Consider the following 24,920-nt stretch of genomic DNA (forward strand, 5'->3'; position numbering starts at 1 on the left):
GGTCAGCACGCCGATACCGGCAGTGATGATCCCGACGGCAACACCGCCGAGGATCAGGAACGGATTCGCAGACATCAGGCACTCCTAGGGCAGGTGAACGCCCATACCCTGCGGAGACCGCCGACGCATAGATCAAGGACCGCCTCCCGGCGCTTCCGCAGGGTAGGTGAGACAGGTAGACGACAGGTGGAGACGCTGATGCACGCACAGGCCAAGGGCCGGTTCCTCACCCGGCTGCGCCAGGTCGTAGCCGGCGACCAGGGCGCGGCGAATGCAATGCTCCTGATGGGCGCTGTGATCGTGTTCGGCATCGTGGCCGTCGGGTTCGGCAGCGGACTGCAGGCGGCGATGAGCACCATGCAGCAGCAGAAGATCAACTCCGCGCTGGCCTCCCGAGTCTCCGAGATCGCGATGAAGGACGCGAGCCTCGGCTTCCCTGTCGTCTCCGCCCTCCCCGCGACGACGAACATCTCCATCACGATCGCCGGAGCGAAGGTCCCGGCCCAGCGGGTGATCACGACGAGCGGGAAGAACACCGCCGTGGTGACCATCCACGCCGGCAAGTACGCGCGCGGCGGGTGGGCTGACCCGAAGACGTGCACCACGACACCCGGCAACTGCGTCACCGCCAGCGAGACGGCCGTCCCGAGCCTCTCTCAGACCTTCCCGACAGTGGAGGGGATCACCGCCCTCGACCAGTCGAAGAACGTGCCCGCGTCCACCGAGATCGTCTGGTCCGACATGGCGGTAGGGGCGACCACCGTTGCCGCGATCGACAACGCCGGCGCCCTGTGGTCCTGGGGCACGAACGCGTACGGCGAGGCCGGCACCGGGAACAAGACCGCGGTCACCGCGCCCACGAAGATCCCCGGCATGACGACCACGTTTACGAAGGTCGCCGCCGCGGCGAACGCGATGTACGCGCTCGACAAGGACGGCAAGCTGTGGGTGTGGGGCGACGACTCGCAGGGCCAGCTCGGTAACGGCTCGGCGGGCTCTGTGACCAGGCCCACCCGGATCGAGGAGGCTCGCACGTGGGCGGACGTGGCGGCCGGCGACGCGCACGCGTGCGGTGTCACCCGTGACGGCACGCTCCTGTGCTGGGGCTCCGGCGCCGGGCGCTGGCGTGACGGCTCCGCGAACGCGGTGAGCCCGGTGCAGGTGCTCGCGGCAGGAGACACCGGGACCAACACCACGAGGTTCACGGCCGTCGCCGTTGGCGGCAGCCACCAGGCCGCAATCGATGACTCCGGGAACGTCTACACGTGGGGCTCCGACTCGGCAGGGCAGCTGGGCAACGGCACGTCGCTTGGCGACGCCACCCAGCCGACCGCCGTGCGCTCCTCCCTGTTCACCGCGACGATCACCGACATCGCCGCGGGAGCTGCCACCACCTACGCGATCGACGCGTACGGCCGGATGTACGGATGGGGCGACAACGGCAACGGACAGGTCGGCGACCGCTCCACCATCCGCCGGCAGGTGCCGGTGCGGATCGCCGACAACGTGCTGTTCCGCGACGTGGCGGCAGGCGGCGCCACCGCATACGCCGTCTCGCGCGACGGTGCGGCCTATTCCTGGGGTGCGGGCAGTGCAGCCGCGCTGGGCGACGGAACCACCGCCGACCGTACGACGCCCGCCGTGATCGGCAAGGACGGCACGTTCATCAAGGTCGCCGCCGCCGCAGGCACAGGCAGCATCTGGGCAATGGACACCACCCACCGGCTGTGGGCATGGGGTCAGGGCGCGAAAGGCACCTGGGGTGACGGCACCACGACGACCACCGCCCGCGCTCTCGCCCAGCAGAACCGCATCCGCTCAGGCGGAGGGGTCGCGGTCGCTGCGATCGCCGCAGGGGACGCGCACACGGTGACGCTCGGCGCGGACGGCACTGTGTGGACCTGGGGTGCTGGCGAGAAGGGACAGCTCGGCAACGGCGCAGCCAAGTCCTCGAGCACCAGCGTGCAGGCATCCGCGACCTACGCCGACCGGCCCCTCCACGTCTCCGTCGGTGACGGGTTCACGATCGTTGCCGGCACGCTCGGCCGGATCGTCTCGTCGGGCGCCGGTGCGCACGGAGAGCTTGCGAACGGCAACACGGTGAGCACCACCGCACCCGTCGCCGGCGGCACGGTCCAGTACACCGACATCGCCTCCGGTACCGGACACAGCGTCGGCATCAACCGGTCCACCGGCCGGGCCATGGGCTGGGGTCAGAACGACTACGGCCAGGTTGGCAACGGGACCACCACGAACGCCGCGTCGGCCGTCACGGTGAAGGGGATCCCCGACACCGAGAGGATCGTGCAGGTTGCTGCCGGCGCGACGTTCAGCGCGGCCCTCGACGTGGACGGCAACGTGTGGACGTGGGGGAGCAACGCCTACGGGCAGCTCGGCGACGGGTCCACCGCGACCAGGACCACCGCGGTGAAGGCGATCCTCGGCGCGAAGGCCGTGACCATCGCCGCGGGCCCCGAGCACATGCTCGCAGTCGACGAGACCGGGAAGCTCTGGGCGTGGGGACGCAACGACACGAACCAGCTGGGCCTTGGCACCGCGAGCCCCCGGCGCGCGATCCCCGCTCAGGTCGGGACCCCCGCACCCCTCGTCCAGGTGACCGGCGGGCTCACGCACTCGGCCGGGATCACAGCCGACGGGCAGCTCGTCTCCTGGGGCGGGTCGGCCGCCCAGGACAGCGGGCACGGCACCACGGACGTCGTCCGCCCGACGGTGGTCGTATCGACGAAGGACACCGCGTTCTCGAAGGTGGTAGCCGGCGCCGCGCACCAGACGTTCGCCATCGACCGTGACGGTGACCTCTGGGCGTGGGGCATCAACGATGGCGGGCGGCTTGGCCGGGCGACGACCACAGTCCCGACGAAGACATTCAGCGGTCTGAACGTCGTGGACGTTGCGACCGGACCGACGCACAGCGCCCTCATCGCCGCCGACGGCCGCGTGCTCCTGACCGGAGACGGTGAGGGCGGGCAGTTCGGCCGGGCAAGCACCGCCTCTGACACCGTGTTCACGCTTGTCTCCAACTGGCAGACTGCGGTGGACGGAAACCAGCCGTCGTACGCCAAGAGCGCGACCGCGTGGAAGGCGCCAGTGTTCACGTCCGTGGACGCGGGAGGTGCGAACACCGCGGCGATCGACGCGAACGGGCACCTGTGGATGTGGGGAGCAGGCGCGGCCGGCCGCAACGGCAGTGGCGCATCCGGCGACCAGAGCACCCCGGCTCTCGTGGCGAGCTCGGTGAAGTTCACCGGCGTGTCCGTGGGCTCCGACCACACCGCGGCGCGCGCCGCAGACGGGTCCGTGTGGCTGTTCGGTGCGGGAACGGACGGGCAGACCGGCCGGACGTTCTCCACTACCGTTCCCGTGCGCGGCCTGCTCGGCGAGCCGGTGGCCCGGGTGGCGGCAGGCACCGCACACACCGTCGCGCTGTCCGCGGACGGGGTCGTCCTGTTCGGATGGGGGAGGAACGCCGACGGGCAGCTCGGGATCGCCGCCGGCACCTCGCACTCCTGGCCGACCGACGCGACCGTCGCGGTCGGTACCGGCCTTGCCGCCGGGGACCGCTACACGCTCGTCCTCAACTCCTCCGCCCAGGTCACCACCCTCGGGCACGGGCCGTGGACTGGCACAAGCCCGCTGACCGGAAGCTACGCCGACATCCGCGCAGCAGGCTCTGTCGTCGCCGCAGCCGTCCGCGGCGGCACGAACCCCGCCCACGTGTACGGAATCCCCACGGCCGCCCTTGCGACCGTCACCTCCTCGATGTTCACGAACGTCGACGCGGGAGTGGGCCACGTGGTGGGGATCGACGCGAACGGGACCGTGTGGACGTGGGGGACTGTCGCCTCCGACGCGCTGGGACGCTCCGGCGACCCGCGGACGGCCACCGTCATCCCCGTCGTCGGGAACCCGACCCGAACCGTGTTCACACAGCAGAACTCACCGGCGGTCGCCACCACCACCTGGCCGATCGCACGCATCGGCGCCGGTGCGTCGGGCGCTGTTCAGGTGAACGTGAACGCCGGCATGCCGCTGAAGAGCGTCGTGATCGTGTGCGCCGACGGGTCGCGGAAGCGCTCCGCCTCCGCGCTCAGCTCGTCGGGCGAGTTCTTCTACGCGAACCTCTCCGTCGAGGACCTCTCCGGGTGCTCCGCGCCGACCATCGCCGCCGTCCTCGACGGTGCGCCGGCACGGGCGGCCGACGTGCAGGCCTTCATCGTCCCGCTCGTGTACGCGGGCTGAGCTTCGCAGGGTGAGAGGCATGAAGAGGATCGCAGAACGTATCCGGGCCCTGGCCGCAGGTGAGCAGGGAGGGGCGCTGCTCGTGCTCGGGTTCGCGGTGATCTCCGTGTCCGTGATGGCAGGGCTCACCTCGTTCGCAATCACAAGCGGCATGACAGCGCTCAGCCAGCGGGTCTCCCAGTCGGCTGAGGCCGGGATGCGCGCGGCGGTCGGGACGGTCCTTGCGGAGGTGAACAACGGCAAGAACACGGACGTGGCCGTCGCCTCGATGATCGGGAAGTCGTTCACGACCGGCAACACCGGACCCGTCCGGGTGTCCACGACGATCGATGCGGCACGGTTCGACGGGGCAGAGGTCCACATGGACGTCTCTCTCGTGTCCACCGGGCGGGTGGAATGGAACAGGAAAGGCACCGCCACACTGAAGCTCGTGCACGCCACAAGCCTTGCCCGGATCATCGACGGGCAGGCGGTGTGGGACTACGCCGCACAGTCCGGGAAGAACGAGTACTCCGAGCAGCTGGTGGCGCTGTGGACCGCCGGTGACATGGTGATCTTCGACCCGGACGGGGAGCAGATCCCGCTCGTGCCGAACAGGGCGACCATTACCAAGGACATGGTCGGGGGTGTCGCCTCGTTCCGGGCGACCGCCGCCGGCGGCTGCAAGACCGGCGACACCATCCGCCTGCAGACACGATTCCGTGCCGGTGAGACCTCCTGGTCCGCCTGGTCGGACGCGGCCACCGCATCCGGCGCCGTCGAACCCGGCCAGCAGGCGTCGTTCGAGGCGCGGACCGCGTGCCTGCGTGGGACTGTCGCCTCCGTCTGGGTGATGCAGGCGGCCTCCATCATGCGCGCCGCCGACGTGCCGCACGCCCCGACCGTGTCGTTCGACATGGACGAGACAGGGCAGACGACGGTGAACGCGTTCTCCGACGCGCGGCCGACCGCCGGCGTCGAGGTCACCGAGCAGGTGCGGGTGCGCCTGGCGGGTGGCTCCTGGTCCACCTGGTCGCAGTCGGGGACTGCCACCGTCCCGCTGCGCGCCGGGCAGACGCTCGAGGCGCAGGGGCGCGTGCGGATCGTGTCGGCCTCCGACGACTCCGGATGGGTCGAATCGGGGATCGCCTCCCAGACCTACAAGGGCTGACCGCCCGGCCCTCGCCCACCTTTCGCAGGGTGTTGGATGAGCGCCGCGTGCGCTCGCCCACCATCGGCAACGGGACGTGAACATGATCCAGCTCCTCCGTCGCAGGCTCCGCGACCTGCCGTCGCATGACCGCGGCGCTCTGACGTTCCTGCAGCTTGCCGCGCTCGTGGTCGGACCGATCGTCGCCGGCGCCCTCGCGCTCGGCGCGATCACCGCGGTGCGCCTGGGCGGGGACCTGACCACCGCGTTCAACCGTGACGCCGTGTTCGCCCAGCTCGTTGAGCGGATGCAGACGCAGCTGACGAACACCACCGGCATGGACGTGAAGGACGAGTACTCGTTCACCGCCGAGGACCAGCCGTCCAAGCGCGCCGCGTACTACATGCCGGCGGCCAACATGCCGAGCGTGTGTGTGACGAACTCGTGGACCCTCGCCGTGGACGGGGCAACCCGGACCCTCCGCAACGTGAAGAGCGTGCACAGCGAAGACTCCTGCGACTCCGAGGTCGTGCGCACCGAGGAGCGGGCCATGGGCGGGTTCACCCCCGACACGCACTTCGACTACGAGAACGCGTACGGCCGCGACCTGCACTACACCTCGGGCGCCGAGCGCGGCATCAAGGTGTCCCAGAACAAGCGCCCGGACGGCCTGTTCAACAACGAGTGGGGCTACGCATCGCCCGGTTTCGTGTCCCTTGCCGGCCAGCTGAACCACGTGTTCGGTTCGACCGCCGCCGACTACACGGCGAAGACCCCGCTGCGTCAGCTGCGGCCGGGGGTGGTCTCATCGGACCTGGCAGAGCTCGGCCCGCCGCTGATCGAACGCATCTCCCGTGGTGGGAACATGTTCCGCGCCCAGATGTCGGCGGTCACGATCTTGAACGACCCGCGCACGACGATCGAGTGGTCCTGGCGTGAGGCGAAGAACGCCGGTACGACCTCGACCGGCTACCCTGCGGAGTCCGAGTGGGGCAAGTGGGCGTCGTGGACGACCCTCGACCACTTCGACTCCGAGGTGCTGCAGGGCTCCAAGTGGCAGGTGCAGGCCCGGTACCGTGTGGTCCTCGACGACAAGAGCGCCGAGTCCGAGACGGTCACGATGACCTGGATCCGCCCCATCGACGCACCTGCCCCGCCGAAGGTGACCATCACCCCGAACTCCGCCGCCGGCACCGCGCTGATCACTGTGGTCCCCGCCGCGTGCCCGATCGGCACGACCTCGAACACGCGCTCCCGCTCGTTCGTCAACAGCGGCGACTGGACGGACTGGACCGCTCAGGCGACCGCGCCGTTCACCCAGACTGTCACGGTGCCCGAGGGCGCGAAGATCACGGCGAACGGGCAGGCCCGCTGCTCGTCGAAGTACACCGACTCGATCTGGGTCGCGAACTCCACCGCCAACCCGACTGCAGTCCAGCCGATCACCACCGCACCGACCGTCAAGAGGGTCACCGCGTCGGTCGCCGTGCCCGAGGACCGAGGCACGCTCCAGGCGTCCCTCGCCGGCTGCCCGGCAGGCACCACCTACCAGGTGCGCTGGGGCTACAAGCTGAACGAGGACGCGTCGTTCACCGTGCCCGGTGCGTTCATCGGCGCAAGCATCAACCCGTCCTACGACGCGACAACCGTCCGTGAGGGCGACCGGGTGGCCGGCCAAGCAGAGGCGCGATGCGTCTCGCCGTACGCACAGGGACCGGTCGCCACAGGCAGCAGCCCGTGGACGGTGAACCCGATCCGCACGTCCCCCTCGATCGGGACCGTGGCGACGTCGCTCGAGGCCGCCTCCGGCGTCCCCACGATCCGGGCGACCCTCAGCGGGTGCAAGGCGTGGATGACCTACCAAGGGCGCCCGCTGTCGTACGTGAACGGCTCCGCGACCGCGAAGGTTGGCACCTGGGTCGGTGTCGCAAGTTCTGCCTCTCTCACGGCGGCCGCGGTCAACGAGGGCGCGCAGTTCCGCGGCGGACTCGACGCGCGCTGTGTGACGCTGTACGCGCAGGGCCCGGTCGCCAGCAAGGAAGGCACCACGCTGCACGTGCGTCCGATCACCAGCACCCCGACCGTCACGAACGTCACCTCGTTGATCTCCGGCTCGACCGGCAAGACGACCGCCACGATCGGCGGATGCCCCACGGGCACGACGTACGAGGCGCGGAACATGTCCAAGCGCAACGCCGCGACCGGCTGGACGTACGGCGCCTACTCGAAGGCGGCGGCCGGCAGCGTCAGCCGCAACTCCGGCGACACGTTCGACCAGGGTGACCGGTACGCCGGCGGGATCTCCGCACGCTGCGTCAGCCCGTACACGCAGGGTCCGGACGCGACCGGCAGCAGCGGCTGGGTGATCCGCCCGATCACCAGCAAGCCGACCGTGTCGAGCCCGTCCGCGTCCATCTCCGGCTCGACCGGCACGGTGAAGGCGACGATCGCCGCGTGCCCGTCGTACCTGAGCTACGAGTACCGCGGGATGCGCAAGCGCAACGCGGAGACGACCTGGTCGGAGGCCGGCTGGACCGCCTCAAACGGCGGGACGGTCAGCTACAGCTCGACCGTGACGTTCAACCAGGGCGACCGGTTCGCCGGCGGCATCAAGGCGCGGTGCGTCAGCCCGTACGCTGAGGGCCCGGAGGCTCAGGCGACGACCGGCTGGGTGATCCGCCCGGTGACCGCGCCATCGGTTGGTACGGCGAGCGGCGAACTGAGCGGCTCGTCGTTCCCGGTGACCGCGACCGTCGGCTCGTGCGCCGCGGGAACGCAGCTCATGGTGGCAGGCGGCTACCTCCTGAACGAGGAGTCGGCCGGATGGGGCAAGAAGCCCGGGTTTGCCGCGATGAGCCCCGGCAGCAAGACGCTGACCGTGGTCACCGGCCTCGGTCAGGGCAAACGCGCGTCGGGACGCCTCTACGCCCGCTGCGACGGTGCGTACGCCAAGTCCTCCGAGGTCGGCGGTGCAACCACCGGATGGCGCGTGCGTCCCGTTTCAAACCCGTCCACGACTACAGCGACCGCCAGCTGGTCCGGCGACGACCTGCGGGCGACCTCGACGATCGGTGCGTGCGCCGCCGGCACCACGCTCCAGATCACGAGCGCGTACATGGCCAACGGCGAATCCAGCTGGCACCTGCGCGCCTGGTCGAACGCGGCCGCCGGCGTGAAGACGGTCACCTCGGTCACCGGTGTGCCGCAGGGCGCGCGGTGGGCAGCTGGCATCGCCGCACGATGCAACGGCACCTACGCGGACTCGTCGGGCGTGACCCGGGGGGCCGGATGGCAGGTCCGCCCGATCACCTCGAAGGCGACCGGTGCCGCGTCCGCTCCCCGCAGCGACGGGAACCTCTACGCCAACGTCGTCAGCCGCAATAGCTGCCCGGCTGGCACCAGCTACCGCTGGCGGTTCCGACACGCCGAGGGCAACGGTGGCTGGTCGGCATGGAGCCACACGAGCACAAAGGTCGGCTCGGGCGGCACCTGGTCGTGGCTGTCCACCACCTCGAACCAGTGGGCACGCACCCTCAGCTACGGCGCCCAGGGCCACATCGAGGTCCACGTGGTCTGCGTCAGCCAGTTCGCCAACGGCCCCGGCACCTACTACACCGCCTGGTCGTCGATCCGGCCCTATCCGGCACCGTCCGCGCCCGGCGGCATCCGCAACCTCGACGGCGGTGTTACTCGCTACTGCAGCAACAACGGTTGGACCGCTTACGTCGGCTGGAATGCGTCCTCCTACGCGAACTACTACTCCGTCCGGACCACGCACAACGACAAGGGTGGGTCGCGAATCAGCGTATCGCACGGAACCACCTCCGGAACGTCGATGCGGCTCGGCTACAGCGGGTCTACTGGATCCTCTGTCAACCTGGCGGTCACCGTTCAGGCGTTCGGCTCCGGGGGAAGCGGAGGATCAAGCAGCACCACGGTGGGCCAGGCCGGCGGCTGCCTGACCGGCTGATACGCAAAGAGGGGCGGTGCCACAGGCACCGCCCCTCTTTGTTCTGGGCCTACTGGAAGGAGTCGACGACGATGTAGGTTCGGGTTCCTGGGGACCGGCTCACCCAGTCCTTGGCCTCGGCGATGGCCTCCGCACGCGACCCATACTGGCCGACGGGACCGGGCTCGCCGATGGTCCATGTCGGAACGTAGCTCTGGGACGCCTCGTCCCACGAGAGCCGGTGAAAAACGGGGACGATGTTCCTCCCCGTTGCCGCGGCTTCCGCGTCCAGTGCTGCATATGTCGCCTTCAGTGTCGCGTCAATGGCGCTGGCCTCCCGGGCGGTCGAGAACCGCTTAGCGGGTGCCTTGACCTTCGTCTCGACGGCAGCCTTGACCTTCTCGGGCAGCGGCTTGCCGCCGGGAACATAGACGTACTTGCCGTCCAGCTTGTACGCCCGGTCACTGACCGCGTTGCGCACCTGGGAGTTCAGCTGCTCGGCGGTCGTCTTGTCGATGACATCTCCAGCCTTCGCGCTGACCTTTGGTGTCTCGGCAGGCTTCGGGGTCGGCGGCGTGCTGGGGGCGTTGGAGGGGCTGGCCGGCGCCTGCGTCGAGGTCGGATCGGCCGCGGGAGGGTCGGTGTTCTGCGGCGCCGGCGTGCAGCTCGCGAGCAGAATGGTGCCGGCGAGCACGACGGCCGCCACACTGATGGTCTTCGAGGTGTTCATCGGTCTTCTCCTGGTCGGTGTTCACCCGCGTGTTGCGAGCTCACTGTGTCTATGCGCGGCGAGAGTGTGCTATGATGCTCGGTTCGCTTGAGGCGCGGACCATCTCGCCGAGCGCCGACCCCTTCTACCCTGCGGAGAAGCCCCAAGAAGGCCGGGCACCAGGATATCCGGCCATGGGTCCGACCCGGCGCGGCCACGTCCGCGGGCACCCCTAGATGGGCGCGCCGAACTCAAAGAGCGGCCGCGCCGCCAGGGCGCAGAGCCCGGCGACGAGCATGGCCGGGGCGAGGGCGGAGTGCGCCCTGGCGCCCGCCGCCGAGAGCCAGTGGAACGCGAGACCGACGGCGCCAACACCGGCGAGGAGTCCGCTTGTCGCGAGCACGCAGAGCGCGGGCTCTGGGATCGCGGCGCCCGCCGCGAGCACGAGCGGAGGCAGTGCCTTCACGTCGCCGGCGCCGGCCGCCCCGAACACGTACACGATGAGCAGAAACACCCCGGCCGCTGCGGCGATGACCAGCGGCGCGAGTGCCGCGCCAGCAGCGATCCACGCGATGGCGGCGAGCGTCGCCATGGTCGCTGTCGCCACGTTCGGGATGCGCAGCTGGCGGACGTCGATGACAGCGGCGACCGCGAGGACCACAAGCACGAGTCGGAGGCCGGAAGCCTCGACCGTAGGCGCCGCGAGGAGTGCCGCGCCCACGCCGGTCGCAGCGGTCACCGTGTCGAGGAGCCGCCAGCTCATTGGAGGTCGGCGGTCGTCGGCAGCGTCACGCCGTTCTCGGCTGCCCAGTCCTCGGTCGCGCCGGCGGACTCCATGGTGGTGAGCAGGTCGAAGTCGGAGGCGGCCCTGCCGGTGGTCGCGTACGCGACGAACTCGCCACGCGCACTCGTGCACGCGGTCACAGACTGGAGCGTGTCGTTGCTCTGGGTGCTCGCGCAGCGCCACAGCCCGCCGGTTTCATGGATGGCGCCGGAGGCTCCAATCTCGTCGAGGGCGCCCGCTGCGGTGGTCGCGGGTCCGCTGGTAGTGCCGGCGAAGTCGATGCGGACGACGACCCGGCCTTCGCTCTTTCTGACCATCATGGTCGCCGAGCGATCCGCCGACGCGATTGTCGCGGGGTCGTCGGTCGGGGTCCCGTCCCAGCGGAACAGCTTCGGATCTACCCCGGCATCTGCGACCGCATCCTGCCAGGTGGGGCCGCTGCCGGCCAGGGGAACCCTGAGGACGGCAGCCGTGTACGAACCGGTCGTGTCGTCCATCCGGACACGGTAGATGTCCGCGCCACGCAAGGCGAACCCGCCGTAGAACTTGTCGACGGCGGGTTGCGAAGTGAACCCCTGTGCCGCCGCCCATTCGGCGGTCCAGCCAGCGTCGGCGAGCGCGACACTGAACGTCTGGCCGCGACCGTCGCCGTTGAGGGTTCCGGAGCGGATGGCCGCTGCGTAGTCGCCGCTGAATCCGAGGGCACCGGCGACGTACGCGGATCCGTTGCGGTTCGTCTTCGTCCACGTGGTCACATCGTCGGTGACGCGGTATCCCGCACCGTTGGTCAGCTCATCGATGCTCGACGCGTACGCTCCGTGCGCTTCGTGGTAGCGCTGCTGCGCCTCGACGACGGAGCCGATGACATCGGAGCCCTGGACGCGTGGTAGCCCGTTCTCGCCGTAGCGCATGACGTGGCTCACGAGGACCGAGCCGGCCACGGCGATCGCGCCGATCACGACGATGGTGGCGGCGATCAGTGCGCGCTTCAGGAAGCGACGGCGGTGGTCGGTCATCGGCTCTCCTCGTACGGCTTCCGGAGGCTCACCCTGCGGCGAGTGCGCCAGCCCTATGCGCGCCGGAGGCATCTGCGGCAGCAAATCGTTCGCGCAGCGAGCGATGAACAGCGAACGGCGCCGGACGCGGCGTGAGCCCCGCGCATAGAACGTTCACCGGCCCAACGCCGGCCGTGCGAGACCGGAGGCAGCCATGTCGAACACAGAGCCGAAGTTCACCATCGGACAGACCGTCGTCCTGGACGACCCGAGCGGGCGCGGCGGGCCCCGCGAGGTCCCTGTGATCGGCGTCGGGCGCTCCCTCGTCTACGTCGAGCGGTACGGCCGCAAGCTGCCGTTCCGTATGGAGGACGGCACCGAGAACCGCGGTCCGAACGCCATAGGGTCGCCTGCGCACCTCTACACGCTGGAGGAATGGGCCGCGCACGAACGCGGAGTCGAGGCGCGCCGGCGCCTGAAGGAGCACGGGATCGCTCCGGCAAGCCTCGGCGGCTACCGCCAGCCGCTCGAGGTCCTGGAACGCGTTCTCGCCGTCCTCGACGGCGCATAGGCGGACATGCCCAACACGCAGGCCCTGACCGGCGCCGAGGATAGCGCCGAATGAGCGGCTCGTCCCTGGCCGAGCGGTTCGCGTCGACGGCTCTCGCCACGGTCACCGGGTCCGCGCACTTGAAAGGGACGCTCCGCGAGCCTTACATCACCGTCACGTTCCCCTATGGCGCGCACCACGCGTCACGCCGCAGCCTCACCCTGCAGGACTGGGTGCGCGCACTGCCGGGCAGACGCTGGGATCCCGACGAGAACGCGTGGGCCGTCAACAGTCTGGGGCCCGGCCCGGATCGCGTGCTCGCCGAGGCTGGCATCGAGCTGATTCTGCCGACCGACGGCGAGCTCGCTGACGCCGGCGTCAGCCAGCTCTCCCAGCTGTACGAGCCGGTGACGATGCTCGCCTCCGACAACCGCACCGTTCTCGTCCGCCCTCGGTTCATGGGGACCAAGGGTGTGCAGGAGATCACCGACGGCTCCGCGATCTGGGACGGGAAGCGCCGCCTGCTGAAGGTGCCGGTCTCCGACGTGGTCTTGGGTGCCAGCCCGAGACACGGCATCCCGTGGGACGAGCGCTCGATCGCCCGGTCCTACGAGGTGCACGGGATCACCCCGTCGCTAGACCCGGCCCTCGACGAGCATGTAGCGGCCCTCGCCAACGCGCTGGAACCCCGCGAGGTCGCCGAGCACATCCGCGCGATCCAGAACCATCTGGGCGGCCCGGTTGGCAGCTTCGGGGTCGACCTCTATGGCTACCAGGTGATCGGCGCGTACGCGGTCGCCGGCGGCCACACCCTCCTCGCCGACTCCCCGGGCGTGGGGAAGACCTTTCAGAGCCTCGCCGCATCCGCAGCGATGCGGTTCGGGCGAATGCTCATCATCTGCCCGCCGGTCGTCCTCACCAACTGGAAGCGCGAGACGGTGAAGAGCGGGATCGCCTCAGCGGACGAGATCGCCGTGTTCATCAGTGGGCGCAAGGAACCGGCGCTCCATGAACGCGACTGGAAACCGCCCCGAAGCAAGAAGGCGCGCGAGACCGCGAGGTTCATCCCGCCGCGGGTCGTTGTCATCTCCGACTCGACACTCGCGTCCAGGCCCGCAGCTCTCACGGCGATCGCCGAATGGCTCAACGAGCCGGTCGAGGGCGGCACGACTCCCGCGGCGGTCATGCTGTACGACGAAGCGCACCGGATGAAGACGATGGGGTCCGAGCGCTCTAACGCGGTGCTCGACCTGCGCAGCCGCGCGCCGCACGCCCGCGCCGTTGCGATCACCGGGACACCGCTGCTGTCCGGTCCCCACGAGCTGGTGCCGATCCTCGAGTTCACCGGTCATCTCGCCCCCGTGTTCGGTGGCGCGGGCCCGTTTCTCAAGAAGTTCTGCCGGCAGGACCGGTACGGCGCCTGGCATCCGATGAAGCGGGCGCTGCCAGAGCTCAACCGGATGCTCAATGAGCACGTGTGGGTGAGGCGGACCAAGGACGACGTCCTGCCGTTCCTCCCCAAGCGGATGCCGCCGCGCGAGGTCGTGGTGGACGTGAAGCTCACTGAGTACCGGAAGACCCACAAGGAGGTCATCGACACCATCACCGAGTGGGTCACGGCCTTCCGCAAGGAGTTCGGCCGGTTCCCGAGCCCTGACGAGCAGAAGGAGTACGCCGAGGACAACCTGCGCTTCGCCTCCCAACTGCGTCACGCCGCTGGACTGACGAAGGTGCCGGCTGCAATCGAGATGGTCGCCGACCACATCGACGGCAACCCGGACCGGCCGATCCTCGTCTGGGCGCACCACAAGGACGTGATCGGGGCGCTCGCGGACTCTGCTGCCAAAGCCGGGTTCACCTTCGGTGTCATCGACGGGCAGGTGACGGGCGCAGAACGCGACCGCGTCGTGGACCAGTTCCAGGCTGGGAAGCTCAGCGCCCTGTTCCTGTCGATCACCGCCGCCGGCGTCGGGATCACCCTGACCCGCGCATCGGACGTGCTGTTCGTGGAGAGCGACTGGACCCCGGCGATCATGCTGCAGGCCATCGACCGGGCGCACCGGATTGGGCAGGAGCGCACGGTGTGGACCACGGTGCTCACTGCTGAGGGCACCCTCGATGAGCACGTGCAGGCGAAACTCGCCGAGAAGGGCCAGACCCTCGAGGTGGTGTTCGGCGACGACAGCAACAACGTGGCCGTCGCCAGCGCCGAGGAGGCGATCAAGCCCCGCGACATCGTCTGGGGGATGGTTCAGGAGGTCGTCGACAAACTGGCGGCGTAGCGCATAGAGGGCCATGCCCTCCCGCAAACCGCTGATTCACGCGGACTCCCTGTTCGTGCTGTCCGAGCTGATGAACCAGGCCGACGAGCGGCCCGCCGGACGAAAGCCGATCCGCGGTCTCCTCGGGATCGTGCTGCTCGCCGCGGTCGCAGGTGCCATGGTCACCCTCGGCGCCCTTCCCTCGATCCTCGCGACGCGCGCAGCAGCGGGCGCGGCGATCACGATCGTGAACAAGGTCGCCGACATCGCCGTCGCACCGGTCGACGCGCCGAGCATCATCTACGCCACCGACCCGAAGACGGGGAAGTCCCGGGCGCTGGCGACGATCTACGACGAGTACCGGATCCCGGTGACGTTCGACAAGGTGTCCCCGCTGTTCGTGGACGCGCTCGTCTCCGCGGAGGACCCGACGTTCTTCACGAACCCGGGCGTCGATGCGAAGGGGATCCTGCGGGCCGCGCTCAGCAACACGATGAACGGGACGAACCAGGGCGCGTCCACGATCACTCAGCAGTACGTCAAGACGGTGAAGCTCCAGTCGTGCGCGTCGGGCGCCGCGGACGCCGAGGCCGTGGCCTCCTGCTGGGATCAGGCAGCGGCCTCCGACGGAGCGGATGGCATCGCACGGAAGGTCACCGAAGCGATTCAGGCCTCCAGGCTGACCCGGCAGATGTCGAAGACCGAGATCATCACCGGGTACATGAACACCGTCGGGTTCGGTGGCAACGTCTACGGAATCGGCGCCGCCGCGCAGCGGTACTTCGGGACCAGCGCGAGCAAGCTCACATTGGCTCAGGCGGCGGCCCTTGCCGGCATGGTGCAGTCGCCGAACGACCTGCGGCTCGACCTGCCGGACGGCTCGACGAACGGCAAGCAGAATGGCTACCCACTCACTGAACGGCGCCGGGCGTACGTGCTGGACCGGATGCTCGCTGAGGGGCGGATCACTGCGGCCCAGCACGACGCGGCCGCGGCCGAGCCGATCGCAGCGAAGATCGTCCCTCTGCCCACCGGGTGCGAGGGCGCAGGCGATGCCGCCTACTTCTGCCGGTACGCCGTCGACGAGCTGCTCGGCAGCCCGGCGCTCGGAGGCACGAGAGCGGAGCGCGAGCGGACGCTGCGCACGGGCGGGCTCCGCGTGTACACGACGCTCGACGAGCGGGTCCTGAAGGCGACCGCCGCCGACATGCACCGCGCGGTGCCTCAGACCGTCGCTGGAACGGATGTCGCCGCCGCCAGTGTGCAGGTTGAGGCAGGCACGGGCCGCATTCTCGCGCTGACCCAGAACACCGAGTACTCGGCGGGCGCCGCCACCTCCGGGTCCGGCCGCACGGGCCTCGTGTACGCCGGCGACAGCGCGCACGGCGGGTCGATCGGGTTCTCGGTCGGGTCCACATACAAGCTGTTCACCCTCGTCGCGTGGCTCGAGTCCGGCCGCGGGGTGTACGACTACGTGAACGGGACGAACCGTGTGTTCTCCGGGCTCAGCTGCGGTGGCCGTCGAGTGCCCAACGACACGTTCATCAGGAACTTCGACAACGGGTACGGGTGGTGGGGATCTCCCATGTCGTTCACCCGTGACTCGCTGAACTCCGGGTACCTCGCGATGGCCGAGAAGCTCGACCTGTGCGCTATCAACCAGACCGCGGCCCGGTTCGGGGTTCGCCTCGGTGACGGCAGCGCCGTCACATCGTCGAACAACGTCTACGACGTGCTGGGCAGCAAAGCGATCGCCCCGGTCGATATGGCGTCCGCGTACGCCGCGATCGGCGCAGGCGGCATCTGGTGCGAGCCGCGAGCGGTCGACCGGGTGATCGACCGTTCCGGGAAGACCGTCGACACCTCCGATGCTTCGTGCCGCCGAGTCACCTCGAAGGCTGTCGCGGCTTCGGCGGCCAGGGCTCTCCGCGGCGTCATGGAAGGCTCGGGGACCGGTGCTCGCGCGAACCCGGCGGATGGGACCCCGCTGATCGGGAAGACCGGGACGCACGACAAGACCCAGACAATGCTCGTCACCTCGTCCACGGCGGCTGCGTCCGCCGTGTGGGTGGGGAACGCGAACGGCCACACCAACCTCAGCCGGATCCGCATCGGCGGGGTACCCGGCTCCGACGTCCGGTACACGCTCGCGAGGAGTGCACAGGCGACGCTCGACAAGCTCTACAGCGGCACGCAGTTCCCGCGAGGAGCGACGACACCGGGGAAGGTCAAAGTCACCGTGGCCCCGAACCTCGTGGGCAAGACGATCGCTGCGGCACGGGACGCCGGCGCGAAGGTCGTGCCACGCATAGGCGCTGACCAGGCCGAGAACGCATTGATCGCTGCGCAGAGCCCGGAGGCTGGCGCACAGATGCTGCCGGGCACGCCGATCCTCGTGGAGACGAAATGACGACCACCGCACAGCGCACCGCCGAGAACCTCGTGATCATCGGCGGGGGAGTCGCCGCATGGTCCGCCGCCCTCTACGCGGCGCGCGCTGGGCTCAGCCCCCTCGTCCTCGCGTCCGGGATGCCCGGCGGGGACCTGTCCACCACGACGACCGTCGAGAACTACCCGGGGTTCCCTGAGGGGATCGAAGGACCTGAGCTCGTCACGCAGATGCAGGAGCAGGCTGAGCAGTTCGGCGCACGAACCTTCTACCGCAGCGCGATCGGTCTCGACCTGTCCGGGCCCGAGAAGGTGGTCAGGACAGACGGTCAGGACGATGTGCGGACGCGTGCAGTGATCCTGGCGACCGGGTCTGCCTACCGGCACCTGAACATCGCTGGCGAGCGGGAGTTCACCGGGCGCGGCGTCTCCTGGTGCGCCACGTGCGACGGATTCTTCTATCGGGGCCAGGACGTGGTCGTGGTCGGTGGCGGTGACTCGGCGGCCGAGGAGGCCCTGCACCTGGCAACGCATGCCTCCCACGTCACCGTGCTCGTGCGCGGCTCGATGCGCGCCTCGCGCGTTCTGCAGGACCGGCTCGCCGCAGAACCGCGGATCACCGTCCGCCTCGGCGTGCGCGTGGGCGCGATCCTCGGGCAGGACAGCGTGAACGGCGTCGTGCTCCACGCGGGCGAGAGCGCTCCGGACTGCATGTTCGACACGGCCGCCGTGTTCATCGCCGTCGGCAGCGACCCGCGCACCCACCTCGTGCACGGGCAGGTCGAGGTGACGGACGCCGGTCATATCGTCGTGGACGGACGCTCGTCGCGCACGTCCGTGCCCGGTGTGTTCGCCGCAGGCGACGCGATCGACCCTGTCTACCGGCAGGCGGTGATCGCTGCCGGTTCCGGCGCCGTCGCCGCACTCGACGCCGAGCAGTACCTCGCCGCGCGCTCGTAAGCGCGCGAGCAGCGCACATCTCCGTTGTGCCAGCACCGACAGAACTCCTACGCCACGCCGACGGGCGCTTCGCGCCCCATGCCCACTCCGCGCCCGACATCGGGATTGCAAAGGACGACACGCTCGTCGAGCTCATGGAGCGGCGCGAGCGGATTGAACAGGCCGCGGCGCGTGTGCAGGAGACCGCCGAGCGACATCTCCGGTGGTCTCTGCGCGAGCTGGGCGCGGACGCGGCACGCCTCGAACAGGCTGGTGACGGGATTTCGGTGACTGAGATTCGCCATGGCTCAGAGTGGACCCGCTACACCGGGGACGGCGAGGCGGGCGTTGCCGCCGCGTACTTGGTCAGCCTGCCGGTCGGCGGACAGTGTGAGGCGAGCCATGCGCAGCCGAGTCGCATCGACGACGTCTTCGCGGCCGCCGACGAGTACTACGAATCAGCAAGCCGCCTGAAGGCCGGAGTCCTGCAGGAGTTGAACGAGGCGAGTGGTGGCGGGGAGGTCGAGCTGCGTGCTGTCGGCGACAGTGTCGAGTTGGTCGTCGCCCGCGACCCGCAGGGCGCCATCGTCCACGGCGCCCGTCTCTCTGAGATCGCTGGGTGCGTGCACCCGCTCGCGCTCGAGATGGTCGATGGACAGCGGAAGGTCTTCCGTTTCGCCCCGCACCCGCTTCCCGATATGGCAGCGCCGCAGGGCTTCTGGCGGCGGGTGTTCGGCTAGCTGCGGCCGAACTCCACGACGCCGTGCCCGTCGCCCGGATGCGATGGCGCCACCGCGTACGGGATGAACGAGCCGCACGACCCGCAGAGGAACCCGCCGTCGGAGTCTCGCATGACGGTTCCGCACTGGTGGCAGCGGGGCTGGCCATCCACGTCGTCGAGCATGGGGTCACGCTACTCGCTCAACGCCACCGCGTCGCGTCCGCACTGCGCATAACAGGGGCATGAGCAACACGATCACCGACATGACTCCGTTGCAAGCCGCCCGTTCGCGGCTCTGGGACGCCGCCCACAAGACCGGCCGCACCGAGGAACTGCGGACAGCCGGCCGTGCCGCACAGCGTGTCGTGCTCATCGAGACGTACCGACCCGACCTGAAGCAGAAGGCTGTCGATGCGGCGATCATGCTCGCCGGCCACGACCTCATCACCACCGACGACTTCACGGCGTTCACCGAGGGCGTCGGGGAGATCGCCGGTGCCATGACCGACGCGCTGTTTGCCGATGACCCGGTCGTCGCGTTCACCGACGCGCTCCGTGCGCACGTTCGCGCATAGGCCACCACAACGACAGGAGGGGCGGGACGATGATGCTGACGGAATCGCATCTGCGCGACGCGCTGCAGATCATGAGCGCGCTGCGCACGGCCATCGAGTCGCTGCCCGCTGAACCCGAGTGGGGCGGAGGTCTGCGGCTGCTCCCTCCGCCGGTCATCCCGCTCGTCGATGACGCACGGGAGAGCGGTTCGCCCATGGCTTGGCTCGTCGCCAACGACTTCAACAGCTACGATCTGACGACCACTGAACCGAATGCTGATACCTCGACGCCAGGCGATGATCGCTGATATCGCCGACGAGCAGTGGGCCGCGTTCGATGCGTTCACCGGCACGCCGCACGAGTTCGTCGACGAGTGGAACCGAATCGGGTGGGCGGACCCGGCGAGGTACGAGGAGGCCACCGGTCAGCTCGGCCGTCCGGTGATCCGCGTATCCTTCGTCACGCACGGATGGTCTGGGAACGAGGCTCTCGCATCCCGCATCAACGCGACCTTCTTCCGCAGTCTCTGGTGGGAGTCATCGCACCGCGGCGGGCTCACCGTCTACGAGGTGCCGCAAGACGCGTGGGACGGTACGAACTGGGCGTGGGCCACAGGCTACGTGCGCGGTTCCTACGACCCCCGGCAGTCGTGAGTACCTGCTGCGCAAGCCCGGAGAGCTGCCCGGCGGCCCCGTCCGAAACAGCCTCGGGCAGATCGCGGAGGACTACCGGTACGTCACGGCCCGACGGGGAGCGCGAGAGATCGTCGGCCGAGATGTCACCGGCTGGCAGGTCATCGACCCGAAGCTGATCGGCGCCGCCTGATGCCCGACACCGAGGACTACCTCCTGAGCGGCGTGATGAATGGGAACCCGCTGGGCATCGAGATCCCGTTCAACCCCTTCGATCTAGAGCTAGCCGCCCTCGACGCTGCGGACGCCGTCATCGACGAGTATCGGCAGCTCGACCGCGCGTTCGACGCAGCATGCGATCCGGAAGCTGTGGTCTGGACGTGGGCCCGATTGCCGTTCGACAAGCTGCGCCCCGGCCTCATCGTCATGCTGACCGTCAACTCTGGTACGCGGTACCAGAGGGGCGTCATCGGCCAGATCATCGAGATCACGGAACATGGGAACGTTCGGCTGGCGCCGGAGAGCGGACAGCAGGTGTCCGGTTTCCGTGCCGACGACTGGGTGCATGGCGGTCAGGTCCGAGTCCCGATTCCCATCGACCTCGCGACGCTCGGGAAGTACGTCGGCTCCGTTCCGCACCGCATCTGAGCCTGTCCACCTATGCAAGGGGCTGCGCAGCGCCGCCGCGTACATACGTGGGCATGACGATCATCAGCGACACCGCAGCGCAGGCGCGCGAGTCCGCCCGCGCGGCCGACGGGCGTTTCGGAGCACAGCTGCACTCGGCGCCCGACGTTCCGTTCCCATTCGCGACACCGGACGAACGCGATGGTGCCGCGCACGTTCGCGCGATGGTCGAGGACGGCGACGGCGCGCTCGTCCTGGTCGATGAGTTCGGCGCGCCGCGGGTCGCCGACATCAGCGAGCTCGGGGACGAGGACGTCGCCTACGAGGCGTTCTACTCGACCGACTACCCGTTCTACGATCTCGCACTGAGCGACGTGCGCACGCGCATCGACCCCGAAGGTGCCCGGGTGCGCGAGGTGAGCGCCTACTCCTCGTTCGATGATCCCGATGTTGTCCTCGTCAACGTCGAGATCGACGACGACATCGTGGAGACCGGCAGCGGCGACGATGACCTGACGCTCGACAGCGCGACGCTCGACCAGTACGAGCACATCGTGCAGCGGGTCTACAACGACTGGTTCGGCATGGAGGTCCACGCGGCCGCCGGTCAGTGGGACCTGGTCGAGCTGAGCCTGCGGGTCAACGTCCCACGCGACCAGTTCACACCGTCGCTCACCGGCCACACCGTCGAGCAGCAGTACGCGCGCTATCTCGACGAGACGGCGAGCGGTCGGGTGCGCGAGGAGATCAAACGCCGGATCCGCACCGAGCGCGAGATCGGGGGCTAGACCACCGGCTCCTCGACGTCGGCCTCGCCGAGCCCGACGACGATGTCGCAGGCGCGCACGGACTTGCACGGGTAGCGGTCCCCGTCGGCGATGCAGTCCCCGAACATGTCCTTCTGGTGCAAGGCGCGGATCGTGGAGGCCAGCATGTCTGCCCGATCGCTGTGCTCCAGCGTGTCGGCAAGGCCCGCCGAATAGCCGCCGGCGCACGCCTGCAGGAATCCGCTCAGCGCCGCGACCCCGTTCTCGCCGAACAGGCGGGTGACCGTGCTCTCGTCGGGAACCTGGCGGGGCGCGTCGGGATCGACGTGCTCGACGATGTCGGCGATCACCGAGCTGATGATCTGACCGAAGCGGATCGAGATGTCCTGTGCGGGCTCCCCGCGGTCGCTGCTCGTCGCTCGCTGCGCGAACGACTCACTGGGCTCTGCATGCGTCGTCATGCCTGGTGTTATGCGCGGGCTCGTAGGGCCCGCGCACCACTCACTATTCATCGCCCGCTCCGCGAACGAACCATGTGATCGCGTATAGGGAAGCGTGGTTCAGCGCAATGACATCGTGTTCCGGACGGTGCATGGTTCGCATCTGTACGGACTCGCACACGCCGGGACCGACCACGACACCTTCATCGTGACCCACACTGACACCGGTCGCGCCCGCCAGCACACGGATGGTGTGACCGACATCACACAGGTCGGGTGGCGGACCTTCCTGGAGATGGCAGCGAGCGGCTCTCACCAGTCGGCGGAGGCCCTGTTCAGCCCCCTGAAGGAATGGGCGCCAGCAGGAGCCGCGTTGCGCCCGCTGATCGAGTCGTATCGCGTCTGCGGAGGAGATGTCACCTCGAAGTACCGGCGGACGATCGTGAAGTTCGCGTTCGGGGATTTCAAACGGCGCCGGCACGCTGTCCGGCTCTCGTTGAATCTGTCCCAGCTGCGCGCGACCGGCACCTGCGCGCCCCACCTGACCGCCACGGAGGCCGCTTACACCACCGATCTGGCCGCCCTCGAAGGTGACGCTCTGCTCCGGCACATCCTCGTCTGAGTGCCATTCATCGCCACGCTGTTTGTCTGGTCGGCCGCCGCGTACATCCTGTTCATGAGCACCAACATCAGCGCAACAGCCGAGGCCGCACGCGAGGGCGCTCGCGCCACGGACGGTCGGTTCGGACCTCAGGCGCACTCGACCCCCGACATCGCCCTCGGGGAGACCCCGGACGCGAGCATCGCGAGCCCTGGGCGTGGAGTGCACTTCAACGCGATCGCCGACCGGGACGAGCGCATCAAGGTCATGCAGCACGAGCTGGAGCTCGCCGTCGACGAGCTCGCGGACGATGAAGGCTGGCAGCGGTACCTGAACACGATGGGCAAGTTCCACCGGTACTCGCTGAACAACCAGATGCTCATCTGGATCCAGCACCCGACCGCCACCAAGGTCGCCTCGTTCAAGCTCTGGAAGGAGCTCGGCCGCGCACCCAAGAAGGGCGAGAAGGGCATCGCCATCTTCGCCCCGATGCTCGTGGCCGACAAGGACGAGCAGGGGAACGTGCGGCGCGACGCGAACGGCAACGTCATCAAGAAGTACGTGCGGTCCATTCCGACCACCGTGTTCGACATCTCCCAGACAGAAGGCGCCCCGCTGCCTGAGGCGGAGTGGGACCGCCCCCTCACCGAGGAGCCGCCCGCCGGCTACACCGACGACCTGATCACTGCGATCGAGAAGCAGGGCTACCCAGTCTCGTTCGAGGAGATCTCTAGCGGCGCGAAGGGGTTCACCTCGCCAGGCCGCGATGGCGCCGGCAAGCGGGTCGTCATCGACTCCCGGCTGAGCGACGGGGAGAAGGCGACGACCCTCGCACACGAACTCGGGCACATCATGTGCGGACACCTCGACGAGGAGAACAAGGGCCAGTACCACACCGGGCACGCCGGCCGCCGGGGGGACATGGAGATGGAGGCCGAGTCCTTCGCCTACGTGCTCAGCCGTGCGAACGGGATGGAGGCGCACCTGCGGGGTGCCAGTGAGTACGTCGCCGGCTGGGGACGCCGGTCCCAGGAGGACCTGCGCGCAACCGGCAACACCGTGCAGAAGGCCGTGAAGGCGGCCCTGGACGGAGCCGCGTGGCGGAACACCGAGGTGGCCGCGGCGCCCGCAGCCCAAGCAGCATGAGCCAGTGCGTCGCCCGCTGCGCGAACGACGAGCAGCGATCGTAGGGAGCCTGATCGCCGCAGGGTGAACAGCATGACCGACGACATCATCTACCTCCAGGACGAGGCGACCGGCGAGACGCTCGAGTTCTCCGGGCCGGCCGCCGAGGAGCAGGCCGAGCAGTACGCAGCCGACACGGAGGCAGACCAGCGGTTCGCCTCGGCGGACTGATGGTCCTGGATACCGCGACGTCGCAGCCACGCGCATAGAGGTGTCACGAACGACCGTCAGGGGCGGTGAGGACGGGCCCGCCCCTGACGGCCACCAATGACCCAGGGGACCTCATGCACAATCACGAGAACGCGATCGCCGACGCTCAGGGACGCATCGAGCACATCCTGGAACACATCGCACGTGTCATGCGGAAGTTCCCCGCGCACACCCTGCCGGCGGCGTTCTGCTGGGCAGCCTGGAAGCGCCCGAATGTGATGTTCCGCCTCGGCAGAGAGACCGTGAAACTCAGCGTGACGAGCTGGCCCTGGTGTCAGCCGATTGAAACCACTATCCCGCGCACCTTGCTCAACGCACCCGAGCAGGACATCCACGTCTGGGCGCGCCGCCAGTACTGGGACGCGATCAACGCGAAGCGAGCGGCGGAGCAGCGCAACCGTGAGCAGCGTATCGCCGCGCTGGAAGAAGCGGTTCGCCGCGCACAGCGCGAACTGGAATCCGCACGGGGCGAAGGCGCAGCGCGTGGCTGACCGGTCCTGCCTCCACTGCGGGCAGACCCGCGCGTCGCTCAAGCGGGACGGGATCACCATCTGCGGCATCGAGGGCGGGTACGAGTACCGCGAGCTCGAGCACGAGTGGCCAAGGCACCGGTGGGCCGACTGGACCGACCGCGAGCTCGCGACAGCCGGCATCAAGCCCGAGGCGTACGAGGCGCACCGCCGGACGGCGGTGCTGGACCTGCAGTGGGCGTCGTGCGACGACACCCTGCGCGGCCATGTCCCGGCTGCCGCGGACAGCGTTCCCGACTTCGCTAGTCGCCTCGGACAATGCATCCTGTGCGGCAAGACGCCGCTGCGTGCCGTCACTGGGCGCCGAGCGGTAACCCCCTGGATGGGGTTCCGGGTGAGGTCGTCCGCCTCCTCACGAGCGCCGACGGACGCTCGTACGGGTACGGTTACGGACCGGGCTGGTCGATGATGTTCGGTTCGGAACATGGCGACGTCACGGTACTGCCGGGCCAGTGGGTGGTGCGCGCCGCCGACGGGAAGATCACGGTTCAGGACGAGGCGCCGGACGCGTGGGAGGCGCCATGACCGCGTTCCGGTTCGTCACCCTCACATGCGACGCCTCGTCGGCCTTGGGCACCATGTACAAGAGGCGGTAGGCGATCACGGCGATCGCGCCGAGGACGAGGAAGACGACCAGCCCGGCGAGGCCGGCTGCTCCGAGGGCGAACAGATCCCTAGAGAGCTCCTA

General features: G+C 69.1%; 23 protein-coding genes. 18 read left to right on the top strand and 5 right to left on the bottom strand.

Annotated elements, in window-relative coordinates; all coding sequences use genetic code 11:
• Positions 1 to 198 precede the first annotated feature (198 nt).
• The 3 genes from AC3RX1_RS16720 (at position 199) to AC3RX1_RS16730 (ending at position 9,359) form a co-directional block, all read left to right on the top strand.
• Positions 199 to 4,260 (top strand): RCC1 domain-containing protein, encoded by a 4,062-nt coding sequence (locus AC3RX1_RS16720; RefSeq protein WP_491502336.1) that lies wholly within the window; start codon positions 199 to 201, stop codon positions 4,258 to 4,260.
• 19 nt (positions 4,261 to 4,279) lie between these two features.
• Positions 4,280 to 5,410 carry a hypothetical protein gene (locus tag AC3RX1_RS16725; RefSeq protein WP_491502337.1) on the top strand — a complete coding sequence of 377 codons (1,131 nt, stop codon included), beginning with the start codon at positions 4,280 to 4,282 and terminating at the stop codon, positions 5,408 to 5,410.
• An 82-nt stretch (positions 5,411 to 5,492) separates the two neighbouring features.
• Entirely contained in the window at positions 5,493 to 9,359 is a 3,867-nt protein-coding gene (locus AC3RX1_RS16730; protein ID WP_491502338.1) for a hypothetical protein, read from the top strand.
• Between the two features lie 49 nt (positions 9,360 to 9,408).
• Here AC3RX1_RS16730 and AC3RX1_RS16735 read toward each other — a convergent pair whose 3' ends face one another.
• The 3 genes from AC3RX1_RS16735 to AC3RX1_RS16745 form a co-directional block, all read right to left on the bottom strand.
• Entirely contained in the window at positions 9,409 to 10,068 is a 660-nt protein-coding gene (locus AC3RX1_RS16735) for a hypothetical protein (protein WP_491502339.1), read from the bottom strand.
• Positions 10,069 to 10,279: 211 nt separating this feature from the next.
• Positions 10,280 to 10,810: a prepilin peptidase gene (locus AC3RX1_RS16740; RefSeq protein WP_498239650.1), complete on the bottom strand. Its 531-nt coding sequence runs from the start codon at positions 10,808 to 10,810 to the stop codon at positions 10,280 to 10,282.
• Positions 10,807 to 11,847, bottom strand: a complete 1,041-nt coding sequence (locus AC3RX1_RS16745) for a hypothetical protein (protein WP_491502341.1) — start codon at positions 11,845 to 11,847, stop codon at positions 10,807 to 10,809. Before AC3RX1_RS16745 ends, AC3RX1_RS16740 begins: the two co-directional genes overlap by 4 nt.
• A 193-nt stretch (positions 11,848 to 12,040) precedes the next feature.
• On the opposite strand from AC3RX1_RS16745, the gene AC3RX1_RS16750 reads away from it, so the two are divergent.
• The 5 genes from AC3RX1_RS16750 to AC3RX1_RS16770 are packed head-to-tail and all read left to right on the top strand — an operon-like array spanning position 12,041 to position 18,704.
• Positions 12,041 to 12,397, top strand: a complete 357-nt coding sequence (locus tag AC3RX1_RS16750) for a beta barrel domain-containing protein (protein ID WP_491502342.1) — start codon at positions 12,041 to 12,043, stop codon at positions 12,395 to 12,397.
• 50 nt (positions 12,398 to 12,447) lie between these two features.
• Positions 12,448 to 14,658, top strand: coding sequence for a DEAD/DEAH box helicase (locus AC3RX1_RS16755; protein WP_491502343.1), 2,211 nt, complete (start codon positions 12,448 to 12,450; stop codon positions 14,656 to 14,658).
• Positions 14,659 to 14,671: 13 nt separating this feature from the next.
• Positions 14,672 to 17,047, top strand: coding sequence for a transglycosylase domain-containing protein (locus tag AC3RX1_RS16760; RefSeq protein WP_491502344.1), 2,376 nt, complete (start codon positions 14,672 to 14,674; stop codon positions 17,045 to 17,047).
• Positions 17,044 to 17,985 carry an NAD(P)/FAD-dependent oxidoreductase gene (locus AC3RX1_RS16765; RefSeq protein WP_491502345.1) on the top strand — a complete coding sequence of 314 codons (942 nt, stop codon included), beginning with the start codon at positions 17,044 to 17,046 and terminating at the stop codon, positions 17,983 to 17,985. Before AC3RX1_RS16760 ends, AC3RX1_RS16765 begins: the two co-directional genes overlap by 4 nt.
• A 26-nt stretch (positions 17,986 to 18,011) precedes the next feature.
• Positions 18,012 to 18,704 (top strand): hypothetical protein, encoded by a 693-nt coding sequence (locus AC3RX1_RS16770; protein ID WP_491502346.1) that lies wholly within the window; start codon positions 18,012 to 18,014, stop codon positions 18,702 to 18,704.
• On the opposite strand, the gene AC3RX1_RS16775 is transcribed toward AC3RX1_RS16770, so the two are convergent.
• Positions 18,701 to 18,868: a hypothetical protein gene (locus AC3RX1_RS16775; protein WP_491502347.1), complete on the bottom strand. Its 168-nt coding sequence runs from the start codon at positions 18,866 to 18,868 to the stop codon at positions 18,701 to 18,703. The two genes, AC3RX1_RS16770 and AC3RX1_RS16775, sit on opposite strands and share 4 nt — an antisense overlap.
• 59 nt (positions 18,869 to 18,927) lie before the next feature.
• Between AC3RX1_RS16775 and AC3RX1_RS16780 the strand changes: the two genes are divergently transcribed.
• The 5 genes from AC3RX1_RS16780 to AC3RX1_RS16800 all read left to right on the top strand — a co-directional run bounded on the left by AC3RX1_RS16780 (position 18,928) and on the right by AC3RX1_RS16800 (position 21,287).
• Positions 18,928 to 19,260, top strand: a complete 333-nt coding sequence (locus tag AC3RX1_RS16780) for a hypothetical protein (RefSeq protein WP_491502348.1) — start codon at positions 18,928 to 18,930, stop codon at positions 19,258 to 19,260.
• A gap of 29 nt (positions 19,261 to 19,289) precedes the next feature.
• Positions 19,290 to 19,547: a hypothetical protein gene (locus AC3RX1_RS16785; protein ID WP_491502349.1), complete on the top strand. Its 258-nt coding sequence runs from the start codon at positions 19,290 to 19,292 to the stop codon at positions 19,545 to 19,547.
• Positions 19,537 to 19,893: a hypothetical protein gene (locus tag AC3RX1_RS16790; RefSeq protein ID WP_491502350.1), complete on the top strand. Its 357-nt coding sequence runs from the start codon at positions 19,537 to 19,539 to the stop codon at positions 19,891 to 19,893. The genes AC3RX1_RS16785 and AC3RX1_RS16790 overlap by 11 nt, the downstream gene beginning before the upstream one ends.
• Before the next feature lie 171 nt (positions 19,894 to 20,064).
• On the top strand, positions 20,065 to 20,520 hold the full coding sequence (locus tag AC3RX1_RS16795) for a hypothetical protein (protein ID WP_491502351.1): 456 nt from the start codon (positions 20,065 to 20,067) through the stop codon (positions 20,518 to 20,520).
• A 53-nt stretch (positions 20,521 to 20,573) separates the two neighbouring features.
• Complete coding sequence (locus AC3RX1_RS16800) at positions 20,574 to 21,287, top strand: hypothetical protein (protein ID WP_491502352.1); 714 nt, start codon at positions 20,574 to 20,576, stop codon at positions 21,285 to 21,287.
• On the opposite strand, the gene AC3RX1_RS16805 is transcribed toward AC3RX1_RS16800, so the two are convergent.
• Entirely contained in the window at positions 21,284 to 21,727 is a 444-nt protein-coding gene (locus tag AC3RX1_RS16805; RefSeq protein ID WP_491502353.1) for a hypothetical protein, read from the bottom strand. The genes AC3RX1_RS16800 and AC3RX1_RS16805 overlap by 4 nt on opposite strands.
• A gap of 94 nt (positions 21,728 to 21,821) precedes the next feature.
• Between AC3RX1_RS16805 and AC3RX1_RS16810 the strand changes: the two genes are divergently transcribed.
• From AC3RX1_RS16810 to AC3RX1_RS16830, 5 genes are all read left to right on the top strand, one after another.
• Entirely contained in the window at positions 21,822 to 22,328 is a 507-nt protein-coding gene (locus tag AC3RX1_RS16810; RefSeq protein ID WP_491502354.1) for a hypothetical protein, read from the top strand.
• Entirely contained in the window at positions 22,329 to 23,453 is a 1,125-nt protein-coding gene (locus AC3RX1_RS16815; RefSeq protein ID WP_491502355.1) for an ArdC-like ssDNA-binding domain-containing protein, read from the top strand. It abuts the gene before it with no gap.
• A gap of 72 nt (positions 23,454 to 23,525) precedes the next feature.
• Positions 23,526 to 23,663, top strand: coding sequence for a hypothetical protein (locus AC3RX1_RS16820; protein ID WP_491502356.1), 138 nt, complete (start codon positions 23,526 to 23,528; stop codon positions 23,661 to 23,663).
• 113 nt (positions 23,664 to 23,776) lie between these two features.
• Entirely contained in the window at positions 23,777 to 24,193 is a 417-nt protein-coding gene (locus AC3RX1_RS16825; RefSeq protein ID WP_491502357.1) for a hypothetical protein, read from the top strand.
• The gene (locus AC3RX1_RS16830) at positions 24,186 to 24,641 is read left to right on the top strand and encodes a hypothetical protein (RefSeq protein ID WP_491502358.1); all 456 of its coding nucleotides are present in this window, start codon (positions 24,186 to 24,188) and stop codon (positions 24,639 to 24,641) included. The genes AC3RX1_RS16825 and AC3RX1_RS16830 overlap by 8 nt, the downstream gene beginning before the upstream one ends.
• The last annotated feature ends 279 nt before the right edge of the window (positions 24,642 to 24,920 follow it).

It is taken from the genome of Microbacterium altimontanum, assembly GCF_058349865.2.

What these genes read in the sequence shown, in the direction of transcription:
- AC3RX1_RS16720 (WP_491502336.1), top strand. Translation starts at nt 199, where the DNA reads ATGCACGCACAGGCCAAGGGCCGGTTCCTCACCCGGCTGCGCCAGGTC.
- AC3RX1_RS16725 (WP_491502337.1), top strand. Translation starts at nt 4,280, where the DNA reads ATGAAGAGGATCGCAGAACGTATCCGGGCCCTGGCCGCAGGTGAGCAG.
- AC3RX1_RS16730 (WP_491502338.1), top strand. Translation starts at nt 5,493, where the DNA reads ATGATCCAGCTCCTCCGTCGCAGGCTCCGCGACCTGCCGTCGCATGAC.
- AC3RX1_RS16735 (WP_491502339.1), bottom strand. Translation starts at nt 10,068, where the DNA reads ATGAACACCTCGAAGACCATCAGTGTGGCGGCCGTCGTGCTCGCCGGC.
- AC3RX1_RS16740 (WP_498239650.1), bottom strand. Translation starts at nt 10,810, where the DNA reads ATGAGCTGGCGGCTCCTCGACACGGTGACCGCTGCGACCGGCGTGGGC.
- AC3RX1_RS16745 (WP_491502341.1), bottom strand. Translation starts at nt 11,847, where the DNA reads ATGACCGACCACCGCCGTCGCTTCCTGAAGCGCGCACTGATCGCCGCC.
- AC3RX1_RS16750 (WP_491502342.1), top strand. Translation starts at nt 12,041, where the DNA reads ATGTCGAACACAGAGCCGAAGTTCACCATCGGACAGACCGTCGTCCTG.
- AC3RX1_RS16755 (WP_491502343.1), top strand. Translation starts at nt 12,448, where the DNA reads ATGAGCGGCTCGTCCCTGGCCGAGCGGTTCGCGTCGACGGCTCTCGCC.
- AC3RX1_RS16760 (WP_491502344.1), top strand. Translation starts at nt 14,672, where the DNA reads ATGCCCTCCCGCAAACCGCTGATTCACGCGGACTCCCTGTTCGTGCTG.
- AC3RX1_RS16765 (WP_491502345.1), top strand. Translation starts at nt 17,044, where the DNA reads ATGACGACCACCGCACAGCGCACCGCCGAGAACCTCGTGATCATCGGC.
- AC3RX1_RS16775 (WP_491502347.1), bottom strand. Translation starts at nt 18,868, where the DNA reads ATGCTCGACGACGTGGATGGCCAGCCCCGCTGCCACCAGTGCGGAACC.
- AC3RX1_RS16780 (WP_491502348.1), top strand. Translation starts at nt 18,928, where the DNA reads ATGAGCAACACGATCACCGACATGACTCCGTTGCAAGCCGCCCGTTCG.
- AC3RX1_RS16785 (WP_491502349.1), top strand. Translation starts at nt 19,290, where the DNA reads ATGATGCTGACGGAATCGCATCTGCGCGACGCGCTGCAGATCATGAGC.
- AC3RX1_RS16790 (WP_491502350.1), top strand. Translation starts at nt 19,537, where the DNA reads ATGATCGCTGATATCGCCGACGAGCAGTGGGCCGCGTTCGATGCGTTC.
- AC3RX1_RS16795 (WP_491502351.1), top strand. Translation starts at nt 20,065, where the DNA reads ATGCCCGACACCGAGGACTACCTCCTGAGCGGCGTGATGAATGGGAAC.
- AC3RX1_RS16800 (WP_491502352.1), top strand. Translation starts at nt 20,574, where the DNA reads ATGACGATCATCAGCGACACCGCAGCGCAGGCGCGCGAGTCCGCCCGC.
- AC3RX1_RS16805 (WP_491502353.1), bottom strand. Translation starts at nt 21,727, where the DNA reads ATGACGACGCATGCAGAGCCCAGTGAGTCGTTCGCGCAGCGAGCGACG.
- AC3RX1_RS16820 (WP_491502356.1), top strand. Translation starts at nt 23,526, where the DNA reads ATGACCGACGACATCATCTACCTCCAGGACGAGGCGACCGGCGAGACG.
- AC3RX1_RS16825 (WP_491502357.1), top strand. Translation starts at nt 23,777, where the DNA reads ATGCACAATCACGAGAACGCGATCGCCGACGCTCAGGGACGCATCGAG.